Raw genomic sequence first — 24906 nt, 5'->3', positions numbered from 1 at the left:
GGCGGTGAACGTCCTCCGTCTCCACCTTCTGCGCGCTCTCGCCGTCGCGGAGCAGTTGCGCAGGACCTGGCCGATGGAGGCAGCCGCTGTGCGCAGGCTCACGGGCCGTGGATTTGTGGCCCCTGGGCGGCGCGAGTAGTCTTCCTGCTTGTCGGAAACGACATGCGCCTGTAGCTCAATGGATAGAGCATCTGACTACGGATCAGAAGGTTGGGGGTTCGAGTCCCTTCGGGCGCACCAACGCCCCGTCACCGGCTGCACCAGCCGGTAGCGGGGCGTTTTCCATCCCCGGGACCGGCTTTACCCACCACCAGGGCCCCGACGACGGCGTCCGGCCCGCGGGAGGCGTCACACCCCCCTGGCTAGACTCCACACCGTGCAGTTCCTCAACGGCCTCGAGCCGACCTTCGACCTCACCTACGACGACGTCTTCATGGTCCCGTCGCGCTCCAGCGTCGGCTCCCGCCACGGCGTGGACCTCACCACCGACGACGGCACGGGCACCACTATCCCGCTCGTCGTCGCCAACATGACGGCCGTCGCGGGCAAGCGCATGGCGGAGACCGTCGCCCGTCGCGGCGGGCTCACGATCATCCCCCAGGACATCCCGGTGGACGTCGTCATCGACACCGTCAACCAGGTCAAGGCCGCGCACGTCCTCTACGACACCCCCGTCACCGTCAAGCCGCACCACACCTGCGGCTACGCCATGGGGCTGATCCCCAAGCGCTCCCATGGGGCCGCCGTCGTCATCGACCCGGACACCGAGCGCCCGGTCGGCATGGTGGACCTCAACGACGTCACCGGCGTTGACCGCTTCGCCCAGGTCCGCGGGGTCATGAGCACCGAGCTCGTCACCGTCCCCGCCGGCACGGACCCCCGCGAGGCCTTCGGGATCCTGCGCTCCGCGCGCCGCAAGGCCGCCCCCGTCGTCGACGCTGACGGCCGCCTCGTCGGCCTCATCACCCGCCCCGGCACCGTCCGCTCGACCATCTACGCTCCCGCCGTCGACGCCGACGGCCGCCTGCGCGTGGGCGCCGCCATCGGCATGAACGGGGACCCCACCGGCCGGGCCGCCCAGCTCGTCAGCGCGGGCGTGGACGTCATCGTCGTCGACACCGCCCACGGACACCAGGACCGCATGGTCGAGGCCGTGCGCGCTGTGCGCGCCGCCCTGCCCGCGGGCTTCCCGGTGGTCGCGGGCAACGTCGTCACCGCCGCGGGTGTGCGCGACCTCGTTGAGGCGGGCGCCTCCATTGTCAAGGTCGGTGTCGGTCCCGGCGCCATGTGCACCACCCGGATGCAGACCGGCGTCGGCCGTCCCCAGTTCTCCGCCGTGCTCGAGTGCTCCGCCGAGGCCGCCCGCCTGGGCGCCTGCGTGTGGGCCGACGGCGGTGTGCGCCACCCGCGCGACGTCGCCCTGGCGCTGGCCGCCGGCGCCTCCAACGTCATGATCGGCTCCTGGTTCGCCGGCACGCACGAGTCGCCGGGGGACCTCCAGCACGACGCCGGTGGGCGCGCCTACAAGGAGTCCTTCGGCATGGCCTCCAAGCGCGCCGTCACCTCCCGCACCGAGGGCGAGGACGCCTTCGACCGCGCCCGCAAGGCCCTGTTCGAGGAGGGGATCAGCGCCGGACGCATGTACATCGACCCCGCCCGCCCCGGCGTCGAGGACCTCATCGACTCCATCATCTCCGGCGTGCGCTCCTCCTTCACCTACGCCGGCGCCGGCTCCATCGCGGAGTTCCGCGAGCGGGCCGTCGTCGGGCTGCAGTCCGCCTCCGGCTACCGCGAGGGCGCGCCCGTGCCCGAGTCCTGGTGACGACGGCGGGCCGACCGCCCCAGCGGTGAGCCCGCCGTCCGGGTCCGGTGCGCGGCGCCACCGGGCCCGGCCTCAGGCGGTCGCCGCCCCGAGAGCCTGACACAGGTCCGCCACGAGGTCCTCGGCGTCCTCGATCCCCACGCTCAGACGCAGCAGCCGGTCCGTGAGCCCGTAGCGCGCACGCGTCTGAGGCGGGACGTCCGCGTGCGTCTGCACGCTCGGACACGTCACCAGCGACTCCACCCCGCCGAGGGACTCGGCGAAGGTGAAGACCCGCACCGACCCCAGCAGCACCGCGATGTCCACCTCCGGCGCGACGTCGAAGGACACCATGCCCGAGCGCCCCGGGTAGAGCACCCGGGTCACCGCGGGAGAGGACTCGAGGAAGGCCACCACCCGCCTCGCGTTCTCCTCGTGGCGCGCCAGGCGCAGGGACAGCGTCTTGAGGCCGCGCAGCAGGAGGAAGGAGCTGAAGGGGTCGAGCGTCGCACCGGTCGTGTTGAGCCGGTACTGCAGACGCTCCCCCAGCACCTGGTCCCTCACGGTGACGACGCCCGCGGAGACGTCGTTGTGCCCGCCCAGGTACTTCGTCGCCGAGTACAGGACGACGTCGGCCCCCTCATCCAGCGGCCGCAGGATGACCGGCGTGAAGAACGTGTTGTCGACGACGAGCAGCGCCCCGGCGGCGTGCGCCCACGCCGCGACCTCGGCGACGTCGAGCTGCTCCATCATCGGGTTCGTCGGCGTCTCGATGATGACCAGCGCAGCGGGGCGAGTCAGCGCCTGGCGCAGCCCCTGCGCCCCGAGCGCGAGGTCGACGTCGTGGGCCCCGGTCTCGGCCAGGACCTGCAGGTAGCGGAAGGAGCCGCCATACAGGTCCTCCAGGGCCACGATCCTCACGCCGTGCGGGGCCAGGGCCTCCACCGTGAGCTGCAGGGCCGCCATGCCGGTCGCCGTCGCGAAGGAGGCGGTGCCGTGGTCGAGGCGGGCCAGCGCGTCCTGGAGGATGTCGCGGGTGGGGGAGGCCGTGCGCGCATAGTCGTAGCCGGTGGACTGGTGCAGCCCCGGGTGGCCGTAGGCGGTGGACAGGTGGATCGGGGTCGTGATGGCGCCGGTGGCCGGGTCGGTGGCCGTGCCGACGTGCGCGAGCACCGTGTCGAGGCCCCACTCCTGCTGGACCCGGGCGTCCTGCCAGGAGGGGTGGTGGTGGACGGGGGCGGTGCGCGGGCCGTGGGTGTTGTCGGCGGGGACCGGGGGCTCAGGCGCGGTCATGCGAGTCTCCTGGTGGGTGGCGGGGTGCCGGGCGCGCACGGGGCGCCACGGCGCGATGGCGTTGACAAGGGGGACACGGGCGGGGCCCGCGGAGCTCGACGAGGCGCAGGTGCCTCGGTGCTCTAGCCGTGAGTGGTCGGACGGCGACGGCTGGCGCTGTCAGCGCATGCGCATTCGACGCACGACGACGGGACGCACGGCACGGGTGCGGGTCGAGGCGGTCGCAGCAGTCATGGCCGCAGGGTAGGGGGCGTGACGGTGCCGGTGTCAACGCCGTCTCGTCGCGCGGCGCTGGCGGGCCCGGGGCCGGCGTGCCAAAGTGGACCCGGGGCAGGACACGCTCCCTCCGCACGCCAGGAAGGCCGAAGACGATGACCCCCACCGCGCACGTCCACCACGAGGCCCCCATCGCGCACACCGTCCCCGGCACCGACGGCTCACGCGCCTACTGGGTCGACGCCACCACCCTCGCCTGGCCCCCCGAGCTCGTCCCCGCTGGCACCCACGAGACCGCCCTGCGCCTGGGCCTGCTCACCTCGCCCACCGGCTCCGTGCGCCTGAAGGAGGGCGTCCTGCACCTGGGCGACGACGGCTACGAGGTCCCCCTGCGCCCGGTCGGCACGCTGGACGAGGACATCGTCACCACCCACCCCCAGCTGGAGGGCTACCTCGCCCTCAGCCTCCTCGACGAGACCGGCGCCCCCCGCCTGGAGCGCGAGGACGTCGTGAAGCTGCTCGCCGGGCAGGTCGCCGTCGTCCAGCGCGCCGCCGCCGGGTGGGTCACCGCCTTCACCGGCGTGCAGACCTGGCCCGTCATCGACAGGCTCTGGGGCGAGGCCGCCGCCGCCCGTGACGGCTCCGCCCCGCTCGGCACCTGGTTCGAGGAGCCCGATGGCGCCCCCGCCTTCGCGCTGTGGGCCCCCACTGCCCGCTGCGTCACCCTGCTCACCTGGGACACGGGCGACCCCACCGGCTCCGTGCCCGACGTCGACGCCGCCCCCGTGCGCACCACCGCCAGCCGCGCCCCCGCCGGCGGCGCCCTCGGCACCTGGGACGGGCGCTGGGAGGTCAGTGCCGGGGCCTCGTCGGCGGCCGGCCTCAGACCCGGCTGCCAGTACCTGTGGGAGGTCGAGGTCTACGTCCCCGACACCGGCCGCGTCGAGACGAACCTCGTGACCGACCCGTGCTCGCGCGCCCTCACCCGCGACTCGCGGCGCAGCGTCGCCGTCGACCTCGAGCAGCGCGCCCTCAAACCCAGCGTCTGGGTGGAGAACCTGCCGCCCGTCGTCGCCCAGGACAGCGCCCGCGCCATCTACGAGCTCCACGTGCGCGACTTCTCCGCCGCGGACCGCACCGTCCCCGCCGCCCTGCGCGGCACCTACGCGGCCTTCGGCGTCGACTCGGCCGGCACCCGGCACCTGCGTGCGCTCGCCGCCGCCGGCATCGACACGATCCACCTCCTGCCCGTCTTCGACTTCTCCAGCGTCCCCGAGGACCGTGCGGACCAGAGCGTGCCCGAGATCCCCGCCGGCACCACGCCCGCCTCCCGGCGCCCGCAGGCCGCCGTCGCCGCCGTCGCCGACCGCGACGCCTACAACTGGGGCTACGACCCCTACCACTGGATGGCCCCGGAGGGCTCCTACGCCCGCGAGGGCCGTCAGGACGGCGGCGCGCGCACCCGTGAGCTGCGGGCGATGATCGGCGCCCTGCACGGCATGGGCCTGCAGGTCGTCCTCGACCAGGTCTTCAACCACACCGCCGACGGCGGCCAGGGGGAGCACTCCGTCCTCGACCGCGTCGTCCCCGGCTACTACCACCGCCTGGACGCCGCCGGCCGTGGTGAGGGCTTCACCTGCTGCCACGACGTCGCCACCGAGAGGGCGATGGCCGAGCGGCTCATGATCGACGCCTGCGTCGGGTGGGTGCGCGACTACCGCGTGGACGGCTTCCGCTTCGACCTCATGGGCTACCACTCCACCGCCACCATGAGCGCCCTGCGCCGGGCGCTGGACGAGGTCGAGGACGACGCCGTCGGGCACCCCGTCTTCCTGTACGGCGAGGGCTGGGAGGTCCACAAGGCCTCCGGCAGCCGCAGCTACCGCCGGGCCGTCCAGGGGCAGGTCGGCTCCGGCCCCGACGGCGGCCTCCTGCGCATCGGCACCTTCAACGACCGGGTGCGCGACGGCCTGCTGGGCGAGCGCTTCCTGCCCGACCTGCGGGTGGGCCAGGGGCTGGCCACCGGCGCCGTCGTCGACCCCAACGAGCAGGAGGAGCGCCCGGCCGAGGCCGCCGCCCGAGACCTCGCCTGGCGCACCGAGCTCGTCCAGCTCTCCCTCGCCGGCAACCTGCGCGCGGCGGGCGGGCCCGGCTACGGGCACGGGGCGGCCGCCTACGGCGACGAGCCCGTCGACTCCATCGCCTACGTCGAGTCCCACGACGACGAGGCCCTCTTCGACTGGCTCGCCTACAAGCTGCCCTCCACCACCCCCATGGACCAGCGCGTGCGCGCCCAGGTCCTCGCCCTCGCGGCCGTGACCCTCGGCCAGACCCCCTGCTTCTGGGCTGCGGGCACCGAGCTGCTGCGCTCGAAGTCCCTGGACCGCGACTCCTACAACTCCGGCGACCACTTCAACGCCATCGACTGGACCGGGCAGGACACCGGCTGGGGCCGGGGCCTGCCGCCGGCCGAGCGCAACTTCGACCGCTGGCTCATCCAGGCCGACCTGCTCATGCACGAGGACCTGCGCCCGCGCCCCGAGGACGTCGCCAAGGCCCGCGAGATGGCCCTCGACCTGCTGCGCCTGCGACGCTCGACCCCGCTGCTCACCCTCGGCTCGGCCGAGCTCGTGCGCGAGCGCGTCTCCTTCCCCCTGTCCGGGGAGCGGGGCGTGCCCGGCGTCATCGTCATGGTCGTGGACGACGGCGGCGGCGACCTGGACATCGACCCGGCGCTGGACGGCGTCGTCGTCGCCCTCAACGCCCGCCCGGAGACGGTGACGGTGCGGGTGGACGAGCTCACCGGCCGCTACCTGAGGCTCAGCGACATCCAGCGCACCGGGGCCGACGACGTCGTGCGCTCCACCCGCTTCGAGCCCGTGACCGGGGACCTCACCCTGCCCGGGCGCACCGCCGCCGTCCTCGTCGAGCGCTGAGCCGGGCCCAGTCCGCGAGCAGGGACGGGCCCGGCCGGCCCGGGCCGCTGAGCCGGGCACCGCCGTCGGGATCCCTCCTGCCCGGCTCAGGGCCGCCGGGAGCGGATCTGCTCGCGCAGCCCCTCCCAGTAGGCCAGGCGCTCACGGATGCGGCGCTCGTGGCCGTGGTCGGTCGGCTCGTAGAAGCGTTCGCGCTCCTCGTGCGGCGGGTAGCCCTCGGGCATGTAGTCCGCCCCGGAGAAGCCCTCGGTCGTGTCCGGGTCGTACTGGTAGCCCTCCCCGTAGCCGAGCTCCTTCATCAGGCGCGTGGGCGCGTTGAGGATGTGCGCCGGGGGCATGAGCGAGCCCGTCCGCCTGGCGGCCTTCTGCGCGCGGCCCAGGCCCCGGTAGACGGCGACCGACTTCGGCGCTGTCGCCAGGTACACGACCGCCTGCGCGATCGCCAGCTCGCCCTCGGGCGAGCCCAGGCGCTCGTAGGCGTCCCAGGCGGACAGGGTCACCTGGAGGGCGGCTGGGTCGGCCAGGCCCACGTCCTCGCTGGCGAAGCGCACCAGGCGCCGTGCGACGTACAGGGGGTCCTCGCCGCTGCCGAGCATGCGGGCCAGCCAGTACAGGGCGGCGTCCGGGTCGGACCCGCGCATGGACTTGTGCAGGGCGGAGATGAGGTTGTAGTGCTCCTCGCTCGTCTTGTCGTACAGGGGGGCGCGGGAGGCGACGACGGCGGTGAGGGCCTCGGCGTCGAGCGCGCCGCCGCCCTCGGGCAGGGCGAGGACCTGCTCGACCATCCCCAGCAGGTAGCGGCCGTCGCCGTCGGCCATCGACATGAGGGCGGAGCGGGCGGAGCCGGTCAGCGGCAGGCGGTGGCCGGTGAGGCGCTCGGTGCGGGTGAGCAGCTCGCCCAGGGCCGCCTCGTCCAGGCGGTGCAGGACCATGACCTGGCAGCGGGACAGGAGGGCCCCGTTGAGCTCGAAGGAGGGGTTCTCGGTCGTCGCGCCGACGAGCACCACCGTGCCGTCCTCGACGTAGGGCAGGAAGGAGTCCTGCTGGGCGCGGTTGAACCGGTGGATCTCGTCGACGAACAGGAGCGTGCCCTGGCCGATCTCGCGGCGCTTGGTGGCGGTGGTGAAGACCTTGCGCAGGTCCGCGACGCCGGAGAAGGTCGCGCTGACCTGTTCGAAGACCAGGCCGGTGCGCTCGGCCAGCAGGCGCGCGATCGTCGTCTTGCCGCAGCCGGGCGGCCCCCACAGGATGACGGAGGACAGGCGCCCGGAGGCGACCATGCGACCGAGTGGGGCGTCGGGCGCCAGCAGGTGGTCCTGGCCGACGACCTCCTCGAGGACGGCTGGGCGCAGACGGTCGGCGAGCGGCCGGGTGGGGTCGTCGACGAGGCAGCCCTCGCCGGCGGCCGCCTCGAAGAGGCTCGGGGCGTCGTCGGCGGGGCCGGGGCGGGAGCCGGGTGCGCGTGCCATGCACCCAGGCTACGGCCGGCCTCTGACCCCCTCGCCTCCTCGACCTCCTCGGTTTGCGCTCGAGACCACGGGGATCCCCCAGGGAGTTCGAGCGCAAACCGAGGAGTTGGGAGCGGGGTCAGGCGGTGGACGTCTGCGCCTACTGGCCGCGGGCGGTGACGAGAACGCGGTGAAGGGCTCCGACGAGGACGGGAAGGTCGTTGCGCACGGTCTCGATGATGATGGCCTCGTCGATGCCGAGGTAGCCGTGTGCGATCCGGTTGCGCATACCGCGCAGAGACGGCCACTGCCCGGCGGTCAGGTTGTCGCGGATCTCGGCGGGCAGGGCTCCAAGGGCATCGATGCCGCTACTGATCCGCAGGCAGATCGCGTCGATGACGATTTGCTCGGCGAGGTCGTGGTGGGAGTACGTGAGTGCGAGCTCGAGGTGGTACAGCGCCTCGCTCATGAGCTCTTCGGGAGTGCGGTGCGTGGGACTCACAGCGGGACCGCCTCTCGCAGGATACGGTCCCGCGCGTAGGGAGCGATGGATGTGTCAGGGACCGTGTCGACGGGGGCACTGAGGAGGGTGGCGAGCGCGTGCTCGAGCCGTCCCAGGTCCATGAGGCTCAGGGGCTGTCCCATGTGGAACAGCAGGTCGATGTCGGAGTCCTCGCGCTCGTGGCCGGTGGCGACGGAGCCGAAGACGCGCACATCCGAGCCGCCCGCCTCGCCGATGGTCCTCAGCACCTCGGCGCGGTTCCTGCGCAGCCGCATGGCCAGCGGGCCGGTCCCGTGGAAGCGCAGGAGGCGGGAGACCTCCGGCTGGGAGCGCCCGATCCTCCGGGCGATCTCCGCCTGGGTCAGCCCCATCCGGTGGGAGAGGCGCACTGCGTCCACGAGCCGGGAGCGGGCGGTGCGCATGGCCTCATCCGTCTCGTGCGCGATCGTCTCCAGGTCCGGGGGAGCGCCGTCGAGATCGATGACCGTCTCCATGGCGTAAGTATAGCAACTGCTATATCTGTTCTCTCGCCTCCTCGGTTTGCGCTCGAAACCACGGGGGTCCCCCAGGGAGTTCGAGCGCAAACCGAGGAGTTGGGAGCAGGGTCAGGCGGTGGGGCCGCCGGGACCACTGGGGTGGGCAAGGGCCTGTGCCAGGTGCTCTGCGAGGTAGCGGGCGGTGAGCGACTGACCAGCACCGTCGGCCGTCCCCGCCACGAGCCCCGACGGCGTGCCCGCCGCCACGACCCGGCCGCCCGCCTCGCCGCCACCCGGCCCCATGTCGACGACCCAGTCGGCGTTGGCGATCATGTCGAGGTCGTGCTCGATGACGACCACTGTCGCCCCGGCCTCGATGAGCCGGTCGAGGACGCCGAGCAGGACCCGCACGTCCAGCGGGTGCAGGCCGATGCTCGGCTCGTCCAGGACGAAGAGCGTCCCGGCCTGGGATGAGCCCAGGTGCGTGGAGAGCTTGAGGCGCTGAGCCTCACCACCAGAGAGGGTCGGCGTCGCCTCCCCCAGGGTGAGGTAGCCCAGGCCGAGGTCCACGAGCAGGCGCAGCTGTCGGCGCACCCGCGGTAGGTCGGCGCAGGCCCGGGCCGCCTCGGACACGGTGAGGGACAGCAGCTCCGGCAGGGACAGCCCCTCCGGTGCGTGGGGCGCCTTCGGCGGTTCCGACGACGACGCGCCACCCGCCGTCGGGCTGCCGCCCTGCCGCTGGGCCCCGGGCCGCCGGATCTGGCGCGCCCGCTGCCCGTAGCGCGTGCCCTCACACGCCGGGCACTCGATCTCGACGTCGGGCAGGAACTGCACGTCGAGGACCACCTGCCCCGTCCCGTCGCAGTGCTCGCAGCGCAGGGAGCCCGTGTTGTAGGAGAAGTCCCCCGCCCCCAGGCCGGCGGCCCTCGCCTCGGGCAGGGCGGCGTACGCGCGGCGCAGGCCGTCCATGACCCCGGAGTAGGTCGCCACTGTCGAGCGGACGTTCGCACCGATCGGGGTGGCGTCGACGACGACGACCCGCCGGGTCGCCCCGGGGTCCAGGGAGGTCGCCGGCAGGGGGAGCGGGGCCTCGTCCTCCAGTGAGCGCAGCGCCGGGACCAGGGCCTCGAGCACGAGAGTCGTCTTGCCCGAGCCGGACACGCCCGTCACCGCCGTCAGCCGCTGCTGGGGCACCGAGACCTCCAGGGCGTGCACCGTGTGGACCGGGGCCGTCTCCAGGCTGATCCGCCCCAGGTCGAAGACCCGCCCGGCGGGCACCTCCTCGCGCACCCGGACCGGCGCCCGCCCCGTGAGGAAGGGGCGGATGAGCGAGTCCGCCGGGTCGCCCGACATCGGCAGGCCCTTCGCCCAGGAGGGGGCCTGCCCACCCACCACCTGGGCCACGGGCGCGGACAGGACGACGGCGCCGCCCTCGGCGCCCGAGCCCGGCCCGATCTCCAGCAGCCAGTCGGCCTGGCGCAGCAGCCGGGCGTCATGGTCCACCAGCAGCACCGAGTTGCCGTCGGCCAGCAGGTCCTCGACGACGCTGGTCAGGCCGCGCAGGTTGTGCGGGTGCAGGCCGATGCTCGGCTCGTCCAGGACGTACAGGACGCCCGTCGTCCGGTTGCGCACGGCCCGCGCCAGCTGGACGCGCTGGCGCTCGCCCGTGGACAGGGTCATCGAGGCGCGGTCGAGGGAGAGGTAGCCCAGGCCCAGGTCCATGAGGCGGCCGGCGGTCACCCGCAGCTCGTCGACGATCTGCTCCGCCATCGCCCTCAGCTCCTCCGGCATCGTGGCGGGGACGCCGGACACCCACTCCACCAGCTCGCCGAGCGGGAGCCGGCAGGCCTCGTCCAGGCCGGTCCCGCACAGGCGCGTGGCGCGGACGGCGGCGGACAGGCGCGAGCCGCCGCAGTCCGGGCAGACGTCCTCGTGGAGGAACTTCTCCACGCGCCTCATGCCCCGCTCGTCCTTCACCTTGGACAGCGCGTTCTCCACGGTGCGCACCGCGCTGTAGTAGGTGAAGTCCATCTCAGCCGCCACGTCGGTCTTCTCGTTGACGTAGAGGATGTGCCTCTTCTCGGCGGGACCGTGGAGCACGGTCTCGCGCTCCCGGTCCGTCAGCTCGCGGAAGGGCACGTGGGTGCGCACGCCCATCTCGCGGGCGATGTCCTTCATGAGCGACCACATGAGGTTCTGCCAGGGAGCGACCGCTCCCTCGTCGATGGACAGCGACTCGTCGGGCACCAGGGTCGACTCGTCCACCGTGCGCACCGTGCCCGTGCCCTCGCAGGTGGGGCAGGCGCCGCCCGAGTTGAAGGCGAGCTCCTCCGCACCCGGGCCGAGGAAGTCGACGGCGCAGGTGGAGCAGGTGATCGGCACCTCGAGGGCGACGGCGGTGGTCGGCTCGTTGAGGTGCCCGTTGGGGCAGGCGTGGTGGCCCAGGCGAGAGAAGGCCAGGCGCAGGCTGCTCAGGACCTCCGTGGAGGTGCCGAAGGTGGAGCGCACACCGGGCACGGGCGGGCGCTGGTGGAGCGCGAGCGCGGCGGGCACGTGCAGGACCTCGTCGACGTCGGGCCGGGCGGCCTGGGTGAGGCGGCGGCGCGTGTAGGTGGACAGGGACTCCAGGTAGCGGCGGGCGCCCTCGGCGTAGAGGGTGCCCAGGGCGAGGGAGGACTTGCCGGAGCCGGACACCCCGGCGACGGCGACCAGGCGTCCGAGGGGGACGTCGACGTCGACGGACCGGAGGTTGTGCACGCGCGCGCCGCGCACCTGGATGACGGAGGGCATGGGAGCAGGGTACGTGTCACTCCTCCCTGGTAAGAGCGCTTCTCAATTGGGAGGTTCCGCGGGATCCCGCGGTTTCTGCAGCACCTGGGCGGGCCGGGACGGGTTCTGACCAGGGCTGGGTGACAGGCACTTATCCTGACCCCGATGCCGCCCGCCACCTTCACGCCCGCCACCCGCGCCTGGTTCGACGCCGCCTTCCCGGCCGGGCCGACACCCGTGCAGCGGCGCGCCTGGCAGGCCATCGGCCGCGGCGAGAACGCCCTGGCCATCGCCCCCACCGGATCGGGCAAGACCCTGGCCGCCTTCCTGTCCGCGATCGACCGCCTCTGCCGCCCCAGCGAGGAGGGCGAGCAGCGCGGAGTGAGGGTCCTGTACATCTCCCCCCTCAAGGCCCTGGGCGCCGACGTCGAGCGGAACCTGCGCCGCCCCCTGGCCGGCATCGCCGAGGCGGCCGAGGAGATGGGCGAGCCCGCTGCCACCATCGCCGTCGGCACGCGCACGGGCGACACCACCCCGGCCGAGCGCCGCCGCCTGCGCACGCACCCGCCCGACATCCTCATCACCACCCCCGAGTCGCTCTACCTCATGCTCACCAGCGCGGTGCGCGAGACCCTGCGCAGCGTCGAGACCGTCATCGTCGACGAGATCCACTCCTTCGCGGGGGACAAACGCGGCACCCACCTGGCCCTGTCCCTCGAGCGCCTGGACGACCTCCTGCCCCGTCCCGCGCAGCGCATCGGCCTGTCCGCGACCGTCCGCCCGCCCGAGGAGATCGCCCGCTTCCTGGGCGGCCCGCACCCGGTGAGCATCATCGCCGACGACGAGCGCACCACCCCCGACGTCAGCGTGTGCGTGCCGGTGGCCGACATGGCCCGCGTCCCGGCCACGTGGGACCGCCACGAGCGGGCCCTGAGGGGCGCGCCCCGCGGTGGGGCGGGCGGCGGGATCGGGGCGGGCCCGGCCGGGACCACCGGTGGACGGCGCGGCCGCGAGGTGTGGCGCAGCGACCGGGCCCTGCGCGCCGCCATGGCCGCCGGTTCCGACGGTGCCACGGGTTCCGGGGGCGCCCCCGCCCGCATGACGCTCTCCATCTGGCCTCATATCGAGCGCGCGCTGCTCGAGCAGGTCCTCGCCCACCACACGACGCTCATCTTCGTCAACTCCCGGGGCCTGTGCGAGCGACTGACCGCCCACCTCAACGAGGCCTACGCCGCGCACCTGGCCGCTGAGCGCGCACAGTCGGGGCCCGACGGCGGCCAGCCACCGCCGTCGGACTCCCAGGCCGCCCCCGAGCCGGTGCGCCACCGCGAGTCCTGGGAGATGGGCCAGAGCGCACGCACCCACGCACTGCCCGAGGGCGCCCCCGTCATCGCCAAGGCGCACCACGGCTCGGTCTCCAAGGAGCAGCGCCGCCAGGTCGAGGCCGAGCTCAAGTCCGGGGCGCTGCGCTGCGTCGTGGCCACCGCCTCCCTCGAGCTCGGCATCGACATGGGCTCCATCGACCTCGTCCTCCAGGTGGCGCCCCCGCCGTCGGTGGCCGCCGGCCTGCAGCGCGTGGGACGCGCCGAGCACCGCGTCGGCGGGCGCCCGCGCGGCACCATCTACCCCATCGAGCGCACCCAGCTCATCGACGCCGTCGTCGTCGCCGAGGGCATGCGCTCCGGCAGCATCGAGCGCACCGCCCTGGTCCCCAACGCCCTGGACGTGCTCGCCCAGCAGACCGTCGCCGCCGTGAGCACCGAGGAGCGCACCGCCGATGACTGGTACGCCACCGTCACCCGCGCCGCCCCCTACACGGCCCTGCCGCGCGCCGCCTTCGACTCCGTGCTCACGCTGCTCGCCGGAGGCAACGCCAGCGCCGACCTCAGCGACCTCTCCCCACGGATCGTGTGGGACCGCGAGACCGGTACCCTCACCGCCCGCCCCGGCGCGCAGCGCCTCGCCGTCGCCGCCTCCGGGACCATCCCCGACCGCGGCCTGTTCCCGGTCGTGCTGCCCGAGGGTGAGGCCACCGCGGGCCGCCGGCGCGTGGGCGAGCTGGACGAGGAGATGGTCAACGAGTCCAGCGTCGGGGACGTCATCACCCTGGGCACCTCCTCCTGGCGCATCCGGCAGATCGGTACGGACCGCGTCGTCGTCGACCCGGCACCCGGCCGCAGCGCCCGCCTGCCCTTCTGGCGCGGCGAGGGGGCCGGACGGCCGGCCGCCACCGGTGCAGCCAAGGGCGCGTTCCTGCGGGAGGCGGCCGGGCTCCTGGGCGTCGGCGGCCCCGGGGAGGCGCCGCAACCGGCTCTCACCGAGCGCCTGGGGCGCGCCGGCCTGGACGCTCACGCCCAGGCCAACCTCGTGTCGCTGCTGCGCGAGCAGCGCAGGGCGACCGGCGTCATCCCCTGCGACACCGCGCTCGTGCTGGAGCAGTGCCGGGACGAGAGCGGCAGCTGGCGCCTCATCCTGCACAGCATGCTGGGCCGTCGCGTCCACGAGCCCTGGGCCATGGCTGTCAAGGAGCGGGTGCGCCGCACGCTGGGCACCGACCCGCAGGTCGTCACCGGCGATGACGGCATGGTGCTGCTGCTGCCGGACACCGAGCAACCACCGGGCGCGGACCTGCTCCTCTTCGACCCGGTGGAGATCGACCAGCTGGTGCGCACCGGCGTCGACCAGACCGCGGTCTTCGCCGCCCGCTTCCGCGAGTGCGCCGCCCGCTGCCTGCTCATGCCGACGGCGCGCCCCGGCAGCCGCACCCCGCTGTGGCTCCAGCGCCTCAAGGCCGGCCAGCTCCTGGAGGCCTCACGGCAGGTCTCCGGTTTCCCGGTCTCGGTGGAGGCCGCCCGCGAGTGCCTGCAGGACGTGTGGGACCTTCCCTCCCTGCGCGTCCTCATGGAGCGCCTGGCCCACCAGCAGGTGCGCGTGATGGAGGCGGTCACGCAGGTGCCGTCGCCCTTCGCCCGCCCGCTGCTGTTCGGTTACACCAGCGCCTTCCTGTACCAGGAGGACCTGCCGCACACCGAGCGCCGGGCGCAGCTGCTCTCCCTGGATCCCGACGTCGTCGCCTCGCTCGTGGGCGACGGCGGCATTGCCGACCTGCTGGACGAGGAGGTCATGGCCGAGGTCGCCTCCGAGCTGCAGCACCTGGCGGCCCGACGGCGGGTGCGGGCCGACGCCGAGGGGGTCGCCGACCTCCTGCGCGAGCTCGGCCCGCTGACGCTCGACGAGCTGGTGGCGCGCAGCCGGGGTGAGGGCGGCGCCCTGGCGGCCGTGCGCGCCGGACTCGCGGAGCTCGAGCGCAGCCGGCGTACCTTCCCCGTGAGGCTGGGGGAGCGCGAGTGCTGGGCGCGTGCGGAGGACGCGCCCGCCCTGCACCTGGCTCTCGGGGCGCCGGTGCCCGACTGGGCTGGGACGCCGGAGGACGACGGGACCGGGGCGCCGCCGTCGGAGCGAGAGCGCACACCCCTGGCCGACCTCGTGCTGCGCCACGCCCGCACCCACGTCCTGGTCACCGCCGACGACGTCGCCCGGGCCCTCGGCCTCGGGACGGCGGTGGCCGCCGGCGCCCTGGCCGAGCTCGGTGGCACGGGTGCGCTCATGCGCCTGGGCAGCGCTGAGCAGGGCCGCTGGATCGCGCCCCAGGTCCTCACCCGGGTGCGCAACCGCTCCCTGGCCAAGGCGCGCGAGGCCGTCAAGCCGGTGCCGCCCTCAGCGCTCCAACAGCTCGTGCTCGAGCGCGCGGGCATGGTCGGCCAGGCGGCGGCCGAGGAGGCGCTCGCGGAGACGATCGCCGCCCTCGAGGGCGTCTGGCTGCCGGCCGGGCTGTGGGAGTCCGTCGTGCTGCCGGCCCGGGTGCCCGGCTACCGTCCCGCCATGCTGGACGACCTCCTGGCCTCCGGCGACGTCATCTGGGTCTGCCGGGACCAGGGCGGTGCCGCCGAGGGCCTGGGCGAGATCGCCCTCGTCCCCTCCGACTCGCCGCTGGCGCCCGCGGTCGGCGCGAGCCTGCGTCAGGGGGAGCTGGACCGGGAGGAGCAGTGGTCGCTGGTGCGCGCCGGTGAGCTGACGGCCGGCTCCTTCGCGCCGGTGCGCGCGCTGCTGCAGCCCCGCCCCGCGGCCGCGCCGCCACGCCGGGTGCGCAGCCGGCGAGCCCGCCGCGGGCTCGGTCCCGGCCGCGCTGGGGCGCTCGGCGGGGCGCCCCTGTCACCCGTGGAGGCGGCGCTCGAGGCGGCCACGTGGCACCGGCTCACCGCGCCCGCGGTGACGGCCGAGGAGCAGGCACTGGCCGACGTCGAGTCCCTGCTCGACCGCTACGGCGTCGTCAGCCGGGACACCGCGCTCACCGGCGGCGTGCGGGGCGGCATCGGCGCCCTGCTGCCCGTGCTGCGGCGCATGGAGGACACCGGCCTCGTGCTGCGCGGCGCCTTCGTCGAGGGGCTCGGGCCCAGCCAGTTCGCGGCGCGGGAGGACGTCGACCGGCTGCGGGACCTGGCCAGCGGCGGGCCTACCGAGCCTGTGGTGCTCGACCTCAAGGACCCGGCCTGCCTCGTGGGCGACCTCGTCCCCTGGCCCGAGCCGGCCCTGCCGCCCGGGCTGACGCGCGCCGGCGCGGAGCCTGCGCGTCCGGCCGCACGGCAGGGGGCGCATGTCGTCGTGCGCGGCGGCAGGCCGGTGCTCCACGCCGCCGAGCGCCTGCGCACCCTCACCTGCTACACCACCGACGGGCGGGAGCTGGAGCGTGCCCTGGCCGCCCTGGTCGAGGCCGAGACCAGTGCGGCACTGCGGGAACCCCGCCCCGGCAGACGGGTGGTGGAGAGCCTCAACGGGATCCCCGCGCTCGACCGCGCGGTCAGCGACCTGCTGGCGGCTGCCGGGCTCGTGCGCGACCCGCGCGGCATGCGCTTGCACATCGACCCCTACCGGCGGTGAGGCGGGCCGTGGCTGTCACTGAGGCCTAGTTAGAGCGATTCTCGGTTGGAAGGTTCTTCGGGATCCCGCGGTTTCTGCAGCACCTGGGCGGGCCGGGACGGGCTCTGACTAGGGCTGGGTGACACGAGCGGCAGCGCCGCCGGGCTTACTGCCCCTGCCCCCGGCGCACGGCCTCGAGCATGAGGGTCGCCACGTCCGCCACCCGCACCTGGGCACCCTCACTGGCCACGCCGTCGGAGAGCATCGTCGTGCAGAAGGGGCAGGCGGTCGCCACCACCTGCGCGCCGGTGCCCAGAGCCTCCCGGGAGCGCTCGACGGCGATGCGCGTGCCGATCGACTCCTCCATGAAGGCCCGCGCCCCACCGCCCCCGCAGCACAGGGCGCGCTCACGGCTGCGCGGCATCTCCACGGCCTCCGCTCCCGTCGCCTCCACCAGCTCGCGCGGCGGCGAGTAGACCTGGTTGTGACGCCCCAGGTAGCAGGCGTCGTGGTACGTCACCGTCGGCCGGGCCCCCGAGTCCGGCGGCGCGGGGCGCAGACGGCCCTCGCGCACCAGCCGGTTGAGCAGCTGCGTGTGGTGCAGGACCTCGTAGTGCCCCCCGACCTGCGGGTACTCGCGCGCCAGCGTGTTGAAGCAGTGCGCGCAGGTGACGACGATCCGCTGCGCCCCCGCCTCGTTGAGCGTCTCGACGTTCTGGGCGGCGAGCATCTGGAAGAGGATCTCGTTGCCGGCGCGCCGCGCCGGGTCACCCGTGCAGGACTCGCCGTCCCCCAGCACCGCGAAGGACACCCCGGCCGTGTGCAGCAGCTCGGCGACGGCGCGCGTCGTGCGGCGCGCCCGGTCCTCGTAGGCGCCCGCGCAGCCCACCCAGAACAGGTAGTCGACCTCGCCGGCGTCCTCGACGTCCACGCCGACCACCGGCACCTCGAAGTCCAGGTCCTTCGCCCACTCCAGGCGCTTGCGCGCCGCCAGCCCCCACGGGTTGCCCTTGGACTCCAGGCGCCGGAACATCTGCCCCAGCTCCTTGGGGAAGGCGGACTCCATGAGCACCTGCTGGCGGCGGATGTCGATGATGTGGTCCACGTGCTCGATGTCCACCGGGCACTGGTCCACGCAGGCGCCGCAGGTGGTGCAGGACCACAGGACGTCCGCCGGCACGACCTCACCGGCCAGCGGCGCCGGCCGGGCGGCCACGCCCCTCTCGCCGGGGGCGGCCTTCGCGGCCAGGAGCGCCCCGAGGACATCGGGTGTGTGGGCGCTGCCCTCGGCCAGGCCCGTGCGGCCGCCACGCAGGAGCCCGCCGTGGGCGGCCGCCTGCTCCTCGGTCACGTCCTGCGGCTCCACGCCCAGCTCGGCGGCGGCCGTCAGGTACGGGGCGGCGGCCGCGTGGTGGTCGCGCACCGCCAGCGTGAAGAGCTTGGGCGACAGGGGCTTGCCCGTGTTCCAGGCTGGGCACAGGTCCTGGCAGCGGCCGCACTCGGTGCAGGTGGAGAAGTCGAGCAGGCCCTTCCAGGTCAGGTCCTGCACCCGGCCCGCCCCGAGGCGCAGCTCGCGCCCCTCCTCCTCAGCCGCCTCCATCGCCGCGTCGAGCTCGTCCATGGTCCCGGCGGTGAGGGCGACGCGCTCGCCACCGGCGCCGGCGAAGGTCAGTGGCAGCAGCGGGCCCAGGGACTTGGCACCGGGGCGGGCGGCGGGCACAGCCTCGGCGATCCGCTCGGCGACGGCGCCCGGCCGCTCCCCGGTCCGCTTGGCGACGGCGGCCGGGTCCGCGGCCGTTGCCGCCATGTCCCGGCGGGCGTAGACGTTGACGACGGCGAGGAAGCGGTGCCAGGCCACCCCCATGGAGGGCTGCAGCCCGACGACGACCATCCAGCTCATCGAGACCACCACCTTGACGGTGGCGACGACGACGATGAGACCCTCGATGACCTCGGCTCCCAGCGGCGTGAGCAGGGGAGCGGTCCAGGCCGTGAGGGGGAAGAGCAGCCAGGCGGGGGCCGAGTCCGCGGAGGCCGGTGCGGCCAGCTGCAGGTGCGCGTGCTCGAGCATCCGCAGCAGCAGCACGCAGACGACGACGCCGACGATGACCGCCTCGACGAAGACCGCCTGGCGGGCGGTCGAGCCCGCGAAGCGCGAGGAGCGGGTACGGGTGCCGGCCTCGCTGGTGGCGTCGAAGGGCGGGGCGGCTACGCCGCGGGCGGTGAGACGACGGCGCACGGCGACGAGCAGGAGGATCCCGGCCAGGCTCAGCCAGGCGATGAGCTCCACGCCCCAGGCCCACCACACCTGGGCGTCCAGCCACGGCAGGGTGAAGCCCGGGCCGGCCAGCACCTGGCCGTAGCCGGTCACCAGGGTGAGGAGCAGCAGCGGGAGGCTCACCATGACGAGCCAGTGCGCCACCCGGATCCAGGGGCGCCCCCTGAAGGCGCTGTGCCCGAGGACCTCGCCGAGCATCGCCCCGGCCCGGGCGAGGACGGGGCGCCAGCGCTCGGGGGCGGGCCGGCCGAGCCGCATCCGGGCCACGAGCACCGCGCAGGCGCGCGCGAACAGCGTGACGCCGACGGCTGTGAGACCGAGGACGACGACGGTGCACACCAGTCGCAAGGCCGCCAGGAACGTCATGCTCGCAGCCTAGTGGGCGCCCGCACGAGGCCCGCCCCGGGCTGCGCTGGCGCTCCGTCCCGGGTTCTCCTGCGCCGTGCCCGCCCCAGCCGTGTTGCTGCGCCGTGCCCGCCCCAGCCGTGCTCAGGACTCGAGCATGCGGGTGCCGGTCAGCGGGTTGAGCCTCTTGCCGCCGTACCACTTGGCGGCCTGGCGCAGCGTGAGCTGCCGCGTGAGCGTGAGCGCCGCCCCCGAGATCACCGCGAAGGCCACGACCTCCATCAGCTTGTAGTCGAGGAGCTGGTCCTCCTCCTTCGGCGCCGGCCGGCCCGTCACCAGCTTCCATCCCGCGGCCACGACGTTGTCAGCCACCAGACCCGCCACGAGCGTGGTGACCACGCTCGTCGCCTTCCACATGAGGTCGGCCTGGGCCTTGCTACCGGACTTCGCCATCGGGGTGCTCCTTCGTCTCGTCCGCGCCCGCCGTGCCCGACGGCGCGCCAGACCCGATCATGCCTCACACCGGCTGCGGCCGTGGGCCCTCGGCCGGGCCGCCGGGCGAGCCCGGCGCCTCAGCGCTCGCCCCTGCGGAAGCCTCAGTGGGAGCGCCTGTCGCTGCCCCCGCCGGCGGCACCGCCAGCTCCGAGAGCCGCGTGTGCCCCGCCGAGCGCGCCACCGCGGCGCGCAGCAGCCGCTCGAAGGGCCCGCGCCGGCCCGCCCGCTCCAGCCACGCGCACAGCCCCGCCACGAGCGCCCACACGAGCACCGCGCTCAGCGCCATCGGCGCCGTCCCCGGCACCTCGGCCCCCGCGACCGCAAGCCCCCCGTACAGCAGCCCGAAGCAGACCGTCTGCGACAGGTAGGCCGTCATCGACCGCTTGCCCACCGCGGCCAGCAGCCAGCGCACCCCGGTCAGCGGCTCGCCGTCGGCACGTGCCCCACCGGCGAAGGCCGCCAGCAGCGCCAGCCACCCGCAGGCACCCGCCAGCCCACCCACGATCGTCGTGCCCGGGCCGGTGAGGACCGCCGCCCACACCGGCATCTGAGCGCCGTCCACCAGGGCGTTGAAGGGCGCCCACGTGAGCGCGGCGACCGCCAGGCCCGCCAGCCCGCCGCCGATGAGCGCCCCGCGTCGGCGCTCCGGGTGCGTGAGCAGGTCCGTGCCCGCGATCCACGCCCCGAGGAAGGACGCCGGCAGCGCCATCGACATCAGCAGCGTCATCGGCGTGTTGATGAGCCACAGGCCCAGGCCGATGAGCGGGTACCAGGGCGAGGTCATGAGGTCGGACAGCCCCGCCCCGAAGGCGCCGGGGCCCGTCGCGTCCCCCACCGCGCCGGCCGAGGCCGCCGTGCCCATGACACCCGACGGACCCGTGGACAGCAGCCACGAGCTCGACCCCAGCATGAGCGAGCTGAGCAGGACGACGAGGACGCTCACCACCCACATCGTCACCTTGCGCCGGTGCACGAAGGTCCCGGCGAAGACGACGGCGATGAGGCCGTAGGCGCCGATGATGTCGCCGAAGAAGAACAGGGAGTGGACCGCCCCGAACAGGATCATCCACCACCCGCGGCGGCGCACCATCCGGCGCGCGTCCACCGTCGCCGCCTCGCGCACCGCCGCCACGAAGGCCTCCCGGTGCGCCTCGGGCAGGCAGTCGTGGAAGGCGCGGTTGGCCTCCAGCACGGAGTCGGTGTCGTGCTCGATCCGACGGCGGGCCATCACCATGAGACCGAAGCCGAACAGCAGGGCGAACAGCGGGTAGGAGCGCTGGTTCACCAGGGCGCCGCGCACCCACTCCCAGGCGGTGCCGACCGCCGTCGGCTCGGCGATGTCCGTCCAGAGCATGAGCCAGAACGGCACGTTCGCCACGGCGATGAGCAGCAGCATGAAGCCGCGCGCGACGTCCGGGGCCGGGTAGCGGGGCGAGCGCGCCCCCGTGAACGAGGTGAAGGGGCGCGAGGCCGGGTCAGTGGTGCTCATGGGCACAGTCTCACGAACGCGGTCGCCGTCGTCATCCCCCGTGAGGGTGAACAGGTCCCGGACAACCGGGTAGCCTGCTGCCACACGACAGGGGAGCGCCGACCGGCGCTGAGAGTGCGGTAAGCCCGCAGACCCTCGAACCTGCTCCGGTTAGCACCGGCGAAGGAAGTCGAGCATCTCCCTGCGCGCCCCCCGGGCCGCGCAGGCCCTCCTGACACACGTCCAGGAGACCACCATGACCACCCTCCCGAACCGCCCGATCGCCCGCCGCGCGCTGCTCACCGGGGCCGCCCTCGGCGCCGTCGGCCTCACCCTCGCCGCCTGCGGGTCCAGGGGCGCCGACGGCGACACCCAGGCCGGCGCCTCCACCGTCGCCGTCCTCACCCACGACTCCTTCCACGTGCCCGACGAGCTCATCGCCGCCTTCGAGTCCTCCACCGGCCTCACCCTCGAGCTCGTGCCCGCTGGGGACGCCGGCGAGCTGGTCAACAAGCTCGTCCTGACCAAGGACGCCCCCCTGGGCGACGCCGTCTACGGCATCGACAACACCTTCGCCTCCCGCGCCCTGGGCGAGGGCGTCATCGACACCGGCGTCACGGTCACCCTGCCCGACGGCGTCGACGTCGAGCAGTACCTCGTCGCGGACACCCCCGCGCTCGTGCCCGTCGACTTCGGCGAGGTCTGCCTCAACACGGACACCACCTGGTTCACCGAGCACGGCCTGGCCGAGCCCACCAGCTTCGAGGACCTCACCAAGCCGGAGCACAAGGGCCTGAGCGTCCTCATCAACCCCACCTCCTCCTCCACCGGCCTCGCCTTCCTCGTCGCCACCATTGGCCACTTCGGCGAGGGCGCCTGGCAGCAGTACTGGAAGGACCTCGTGGCCAACGGCGCCAAGATCGACGAGGGGTGGAGCGACGCCTACTACACGGACTTCTCCGGCAGCGGCGAGGGTGGCACCTACCCGATCGTCGTCTCCTACTCCTCCTCCCCGGCCGCCACCGTCAGCGAGGACGGCACGACGTCGACCACCGCCTCCGTCCCGGCCACCGCCACCCGCCAGGTCGAGTACGCCGGGGTTCTCGCCGGGGCCGCCAACCCCGAGGGAGCCACGGCCTTCATCGAGTGGATGCTGTCCGTCGAGGTCCAGGAGTCCATCCCGGACAACATGTACATGTACCCGGTCAACACCCGGGCCGCGCTCAGCGAGGAGATCGAGGCCTTCGGCGCCGTGAGCCGGACCCCGGTCGTCGTCGACCCGGCGGACATCGACGCCAACCGCGAGGCCTGGCTCGCCGCCTGGACCGAGGCCGTCGGCGCGTGAGCGCACGGGCTGGGCGGGTCAGGGGCCCGGGGCCGACGGCGGGTGAGTGCGCGGGCTGGGCGCTCGCCGTCGGCCTGCCCCTCGTCTTCCTCGGCGTCCTGTTCGCCTGGCCCGTCGCCACCCTCGTCGCCCGGGGCCTGGCCCCCGACGGGACGCTCGACCTGTCCGGCTTCGGGGAGGTCCTCACCCGCGAGCGCACGTGGCGGATCATCCGCCAGACCCTCCTGCAGGCCACCGCCGCCACCGCCGTCTGCGTCGTCCTGGGCGTTCCCGGCGCGCTCGTGCTCTACCGGCGCCGCTTCCCCGGACGCGACCTGCTGCGCGCCCTGGTCACCGTGCCCTTCGTGCTGCCCAGCGTCGTCGTCGGCGTCGCCTTCCACGCCATGGTCACCACCGGCGGCCCGCTGGGCGGTTGGTTCGACGGCGCGCTCGCCGGCTCCACGGTGACCGTCGTCGCCGCCCTCACCTTCTTCAACTACGGGCTCGTGGTGCGCACCGTCGGCACCATGTGGTCGCGTCTCGACCCGCGCGCCGTCGAGGCCGCCCGCACCCTGGGAGCCTCCCCCTGGCGGGCCTTCCTCACCGTGACGCTGCCGAGCCTGGCCCCCGCCATCGCCTCCGCCGCCTCCCTCGCCTTCCTGTTCTGCGCGACCGCCTACGGCGTCGTCCTCGTCCTGGGCGGCCCCGGCATCGGCACCATCGAGACCGAGATCTACGTGCTCACCGCCCAGTACCTCGACCTGCGCGCCGCAGCCGTCCTCAGCGTGCTCCAGCTGGCCGTCATCGCCGCCTGCCTGTGGGTCAGTGAGCGGGCCCGCGCCGCCCACCAGGCCGCCCTGCGCCTGCATCTGGACGTGCCCGCCACCCCCCTGCGCCGCGGCGACGCCCCGGCCCTGCTGCTCACCCTGGCCGTCGTCACCGGGCTGCTCATCGGCCCCATGGCGGTGCTGCTCGCCCGCTCGCTGCGGCGCGCCGGGCGCTGGACGCTCGCGAACTACACGGACCTGGGCACCACCGGCGGGCGCAACGCCCTGACCGTCACCGTCTGGGAGGCGGCCGCCAGCTCCCTGAGGGTCGCTGTCGTCGCCGCCGCGATCTCGCTGGTCATCGGGGTGGCGGTGGCCCTGGTCGTCTCGCGCCGTCCCCGATCGCCCTGGCTGCGGCGCGGTGTGCGCGCCCTCGACTCGGCCTTCATGTTGCCGCTGGGGGTCAGCGCCGTCACCGTGGGATTCGGCTTCCTCATCACCCTCACCCGCCCGCCCCTGGCACTGACCCGCTCGTGGTGGGTGCTTCCGCTCGCCCAGGCGGTTGTCGCCGTGCCCCTCGTGGTGCGCACCCTCCTGCCGGCGCTGCGGGCCATCGACCCGCGCCAGCGTGAGGCGGCCGCCACGCTCGGCGCCGGGCCCGGGCGGGTGCTCGCCAGCGTGGACGGCCCGCACCTGCTGCGCGCCGGCGGGCTCGCCGCGGGCTTCGCCCTGGCCACGAGCCTGGGGGAGTTCGGGGCCACGTCCTTCCTCGTGCGGCCCGCTACCCAGACGCTGCCGGTCGTCCTCTACCGGCTCATCGGCTCGCCCGGGGCCCAGAACCAGGGGATGGGGCTGGCCGCCGGCGTGGTCCTGGCGGCCGGGACGGCGGCGCTCATGCTGGCCTGCGAGTGGGCCCAGACCGCGCGCCTGCGGGCATCCCGCCCCGCCGCCCGCCCACACCGCCCGTACCGCCTGCGGGCGCGAGCTCGAGGGTTACGTGCCGAGTTCGAGGGCGTCACCCTCGACGTCGCGACAGAACCCTCGAGCTCGCGGGGGACGCAGGAGAAGGAGAGCGCATGAGCACCGCCCTCGAGGTCGCGGACCTCAGCGTCGTCTACCCGGCCACGGGCCGCGGCGCGAGCCGGAGCGCACCCGTCACCGCCGTCGACGCCGTGAGCCTGACCGTGGCCGACGGCGAGGTCCTCGCCCTCCTCGGCCCCTCCGGCTGCGGCAAGTCCTCCCTCCTGCGCGCCGTCGCCGGGCTCGAGCCCGTTGCCGCAGGCGCGGTCCGCTGGGCGGGGCGGGACGTCGTCGCCACCCCCGTCCACAGGCGCGGCTTCGGGATGGTCTTCCAGGACGGCCAGCTCTTCCCCTTCCGGGACGTCGCCGGCAACGTCGCCTACGGCCTGGCGGGTCTGCCGCGCGCCGAGCGCGAGGCCCGCGTGGACGAGGTCCTCGCACTCGTCGGCCTGCCCGGCTACGGGCACCGGGCCGTGACCACCCTGTCCGGCGGGCAGGCGCAGCGCGTGGCCCTGGCCCGCTCCCTGGCCCCGCGACCCCGCCTCCTCCTGCTCGACGAGCCCCTGTCCGCCCTGGACCGGGCCCTGCGCGAGTCCCTGTCCCAGGACCTGGCGAGGATCCTGCGGGCCGAGGGCATGACCGCCCTCTACGTCACGCACGACCACGCCGAGGCCGAGGCCGTCGCGGACCGGGTGGGGGTCATGGTCGCCGGACGGCTGCGCGCCCTGGGCACCATGGGGGCGCTGCGGGCGCACCCGGGAGACGAGGAGGTCGCCCGCTTCCTCGGTGTGTGAGGACGGGGCCACTGAGAGGCTCGTCTCAGATCACGGGAGGGTATCGACCTGTCGGTC

General features: G+C 74.4%; 14 protein-coding genes, 1 tRNA gene and 1 riboswitch. Of the genes, 7 read left to right on the top strand and 8 right to left on the bottom strand.

Translation table 11 applies throughout. From position 1 onward, the window contains the following. The first annotated feature begins 164 nt into the window (after positions 1–164). Positions 165–240: transfer RNA gene (locus H6X67_RS03790), tRNA-Arg, on the top strand. A 136-nt stretch (positions 241–376) separates the two neighbouring features. Beyond that, a complete protein-coding gene (locus tag H6X67_RS03785; protein WP_249368527.1) occupies positions 377–1822 on the top strand; it encodes a GuaB1 family IMP dehydrogenase-related protein in 1446 nt (481 codons plus the stop codon). Positions 1823–1894: 72 nt separating this feature from the next. Here the strand turns inward: H6X67_RS03785 and H6X67_RS03780 are convergent, their stop codons facing one another. After that, positions 1895–3094, bottom strand: a complete 1200-nt coding sequence (locus tag H6X67_RS03780) for a PLP-dependent transferase (RefSeq protein WP_249376281.1) — start codon at positions 3092–3094, stop codon at positions 1895–1897. 371 nt (positions 3095–3465) lie between these two features. Here H6X67_RS03780 and pulA point away from each other — a divergent pair, with 371 nt between their 5' ends. Then, the gene (gene pulA / locus H6X67_RS03775) at positions 3466–6246 is read left to right on the top strand and encodes a pullulanase-type alpha-1,6-glucosidase (protein WP_249368750.1); all 2781 of its coding nucleotides are present in this window, start codon (positions 3466–3468) and stop codon (positions 6244–6246) included. Positions 6247–6332: 86 nt separating this feature from the next. Here pulA and H6X67_RS03770 read toward each other — a convergent pair whose 3' ends face one another. The 4 genes from H6X67_RS03770 to H6X67_RS03755 form a co-directional block, all read right to left on the bottom strand. Continuing rightward, positions 6333–7715, bottom strand: a complete 1383-nt coding sequence (locus H6X67_RS03770; protein WP_249368749.1) for a replication-associated recombination protein A — start codon at positions 7713–7715, stop codon at positions 6333–6335. 139 nt (positions 7716–7854) lie between these two features. After that, positions 7855–8196 (bottom strand): HepT-like ribonuclease domain-containing protein, encoded by a 342-nt coding sequence (locus tag H6X67_RS03765; protein ID WP_249368748.1) that lies wholly within the window; start codon positions 8194–8196, stop codon positions 7855–7857. Then, positions 8193–8690, bottom strand: a complete 498-nt coding sequence (locus H6X67_RS03760; RefSeq protein WP_249368747.1) for a nucleotidyltransferase domain-containing protein — start codon at positions 8688–8690, stop codon at positions 8193–8195. The genes H6X67_RS03765 and H6X67_RS03760 overlap by 4 nt, the downstream gene beginning before the upstream one ends. A gap of 111 nt (positions 8691–8801) precedes the next feature. Beyond that, positions 8802–11462, bottom strand: a complete 2661-nt coding sequence (locus H6X67_RS03755; RefSeq protein ID WP_249368746.1) for an excinuclease ABC subunit UvrA — start codon at positions 11460–11462, stop codon at positions 8802–8804. A 144-nt stretch (positions 11463–11606) separates the two neighbouring features. On the opposite strand from H6X67_RS03755, the gene H6X67_RS03750 reads away from it, so the two are divergent. Further along, complete coding sequence (locus H6X67_RS03750; RefSeq protein ID WP_249368745.1) at positions 11607–16379, top strand: DEAD/DEAH box helicase; 4773 nt, start codon at positions 11607–11609, stop codon at positions 16377–16379. A 145-nt stretch (positions 16380–16524) separates the two neighbouring features. On the opposite strand, the gene H6X67_RS03745 is transcribed toward H6X67_RS03750, so the two are convergent. From H6X67_RS03745 to H6X67_RS03735, 3 genes are all read right to left on the bottom strand, one after another. Further along, entirely contained in the window at positions 16525–19002 is a 2478-nt protein-coding gene (locus H6X67_RS03745) for a (Fe-S)-binding protein (RefSeq protein WP_249368744.1), read from the bottom strand. A 123-nt stretch (positions 19003–19125) separates the two neighbouring features. After that, positions 19126–19434 (bottom strand): DUF4235 domain-containing protein, encoded by a 309-nt coding sequence (locus H6X67_RS03740; RefSeq protein WP_249368743.1) that lies wholly within the window; start codon positions 19432–19434, stop codon positions 19126–19128. A 64-nt stretch (positions 19435–19498) separates the two neighbouring features. Next, the gene (locus tag H6X67_RS03735; RefSeq protein ID WP_249368742.1) at positions 19499–20965 is read right to left on the bottom strand and encodes a DUF418 domain-containing protein; all 1467 of its coding nucleotides are present in this window, start codon (positions 20963–20965) and stop codon (positions 19499–19501) included. 79 nt (positions 20966–21044) lie between these two features. Next, positions 21045–21150, top strand: a riboswitch (TPP riboswitch). A 50-nt stretch (positions 21151–21200) separates the two neighbouring features. Here H6X67_RS03735 and H6X67_RS03730 point away from each other — a divergent pair. From H6X67_RS03730 to H6X67_RS03720, 3 genes are read left to right on the top strand one after another with little or no spacing between them, the layout of a single operon-like run. Further along, complete coding sequence (locus H6X67_RS03730; protein WP_249368741.1) at positions 21201–22289, top strand: thiamine ABC transporter substrate-binding protein; 1089 nt, start codon at positions 21201–21203, stop codon at positions 22287–22289. Beyond that, positions 22286–24115: an ABC transporter permease gene (locus H6X67_RS03725; protein WP_249375323.1), complete on the top strand. Its 1830-nt coding sequence runs from the start codon at positions 22286–22288 to the stop codon at positions 24113–24115. Before H6X67_RS03730 ends, H6X67_RS03725 begins: the two co-directional genes overlap by 4 nt. Further along, positions 24112–24849 carry an ABC transporter ATP-binding protein gene (locus H6X67_RS03720; RefSeq protein WP_249369032.1) on the top strand — a complete coding sequence of 246 codons (738 nt, stop codon included), beginning with the start codon at positions 24112–24114 and terminating at the stop codon, positions 24847–24849. The genes H6X67_RS03725 and H6X67_RS03720 overlap by 4 nt, the downstream gene beginning before the upstream one ends. Positions 24850–24906: the final 57 nt, after the last annotated feature.

Source organism: Actinomyces sp. AC-20-1, from assembly GCF_023369555.1.
In the GTDB taxonomy this organism is placed as follows: domain Bacteria; phylum Actinomycetota; class Actinomycetes; order Actinomycetales; family Actinomycetaceae; genus Actinomyces.
This window is presented reverse-complemented; position numbering and strand designations above follow the sequence as displayed.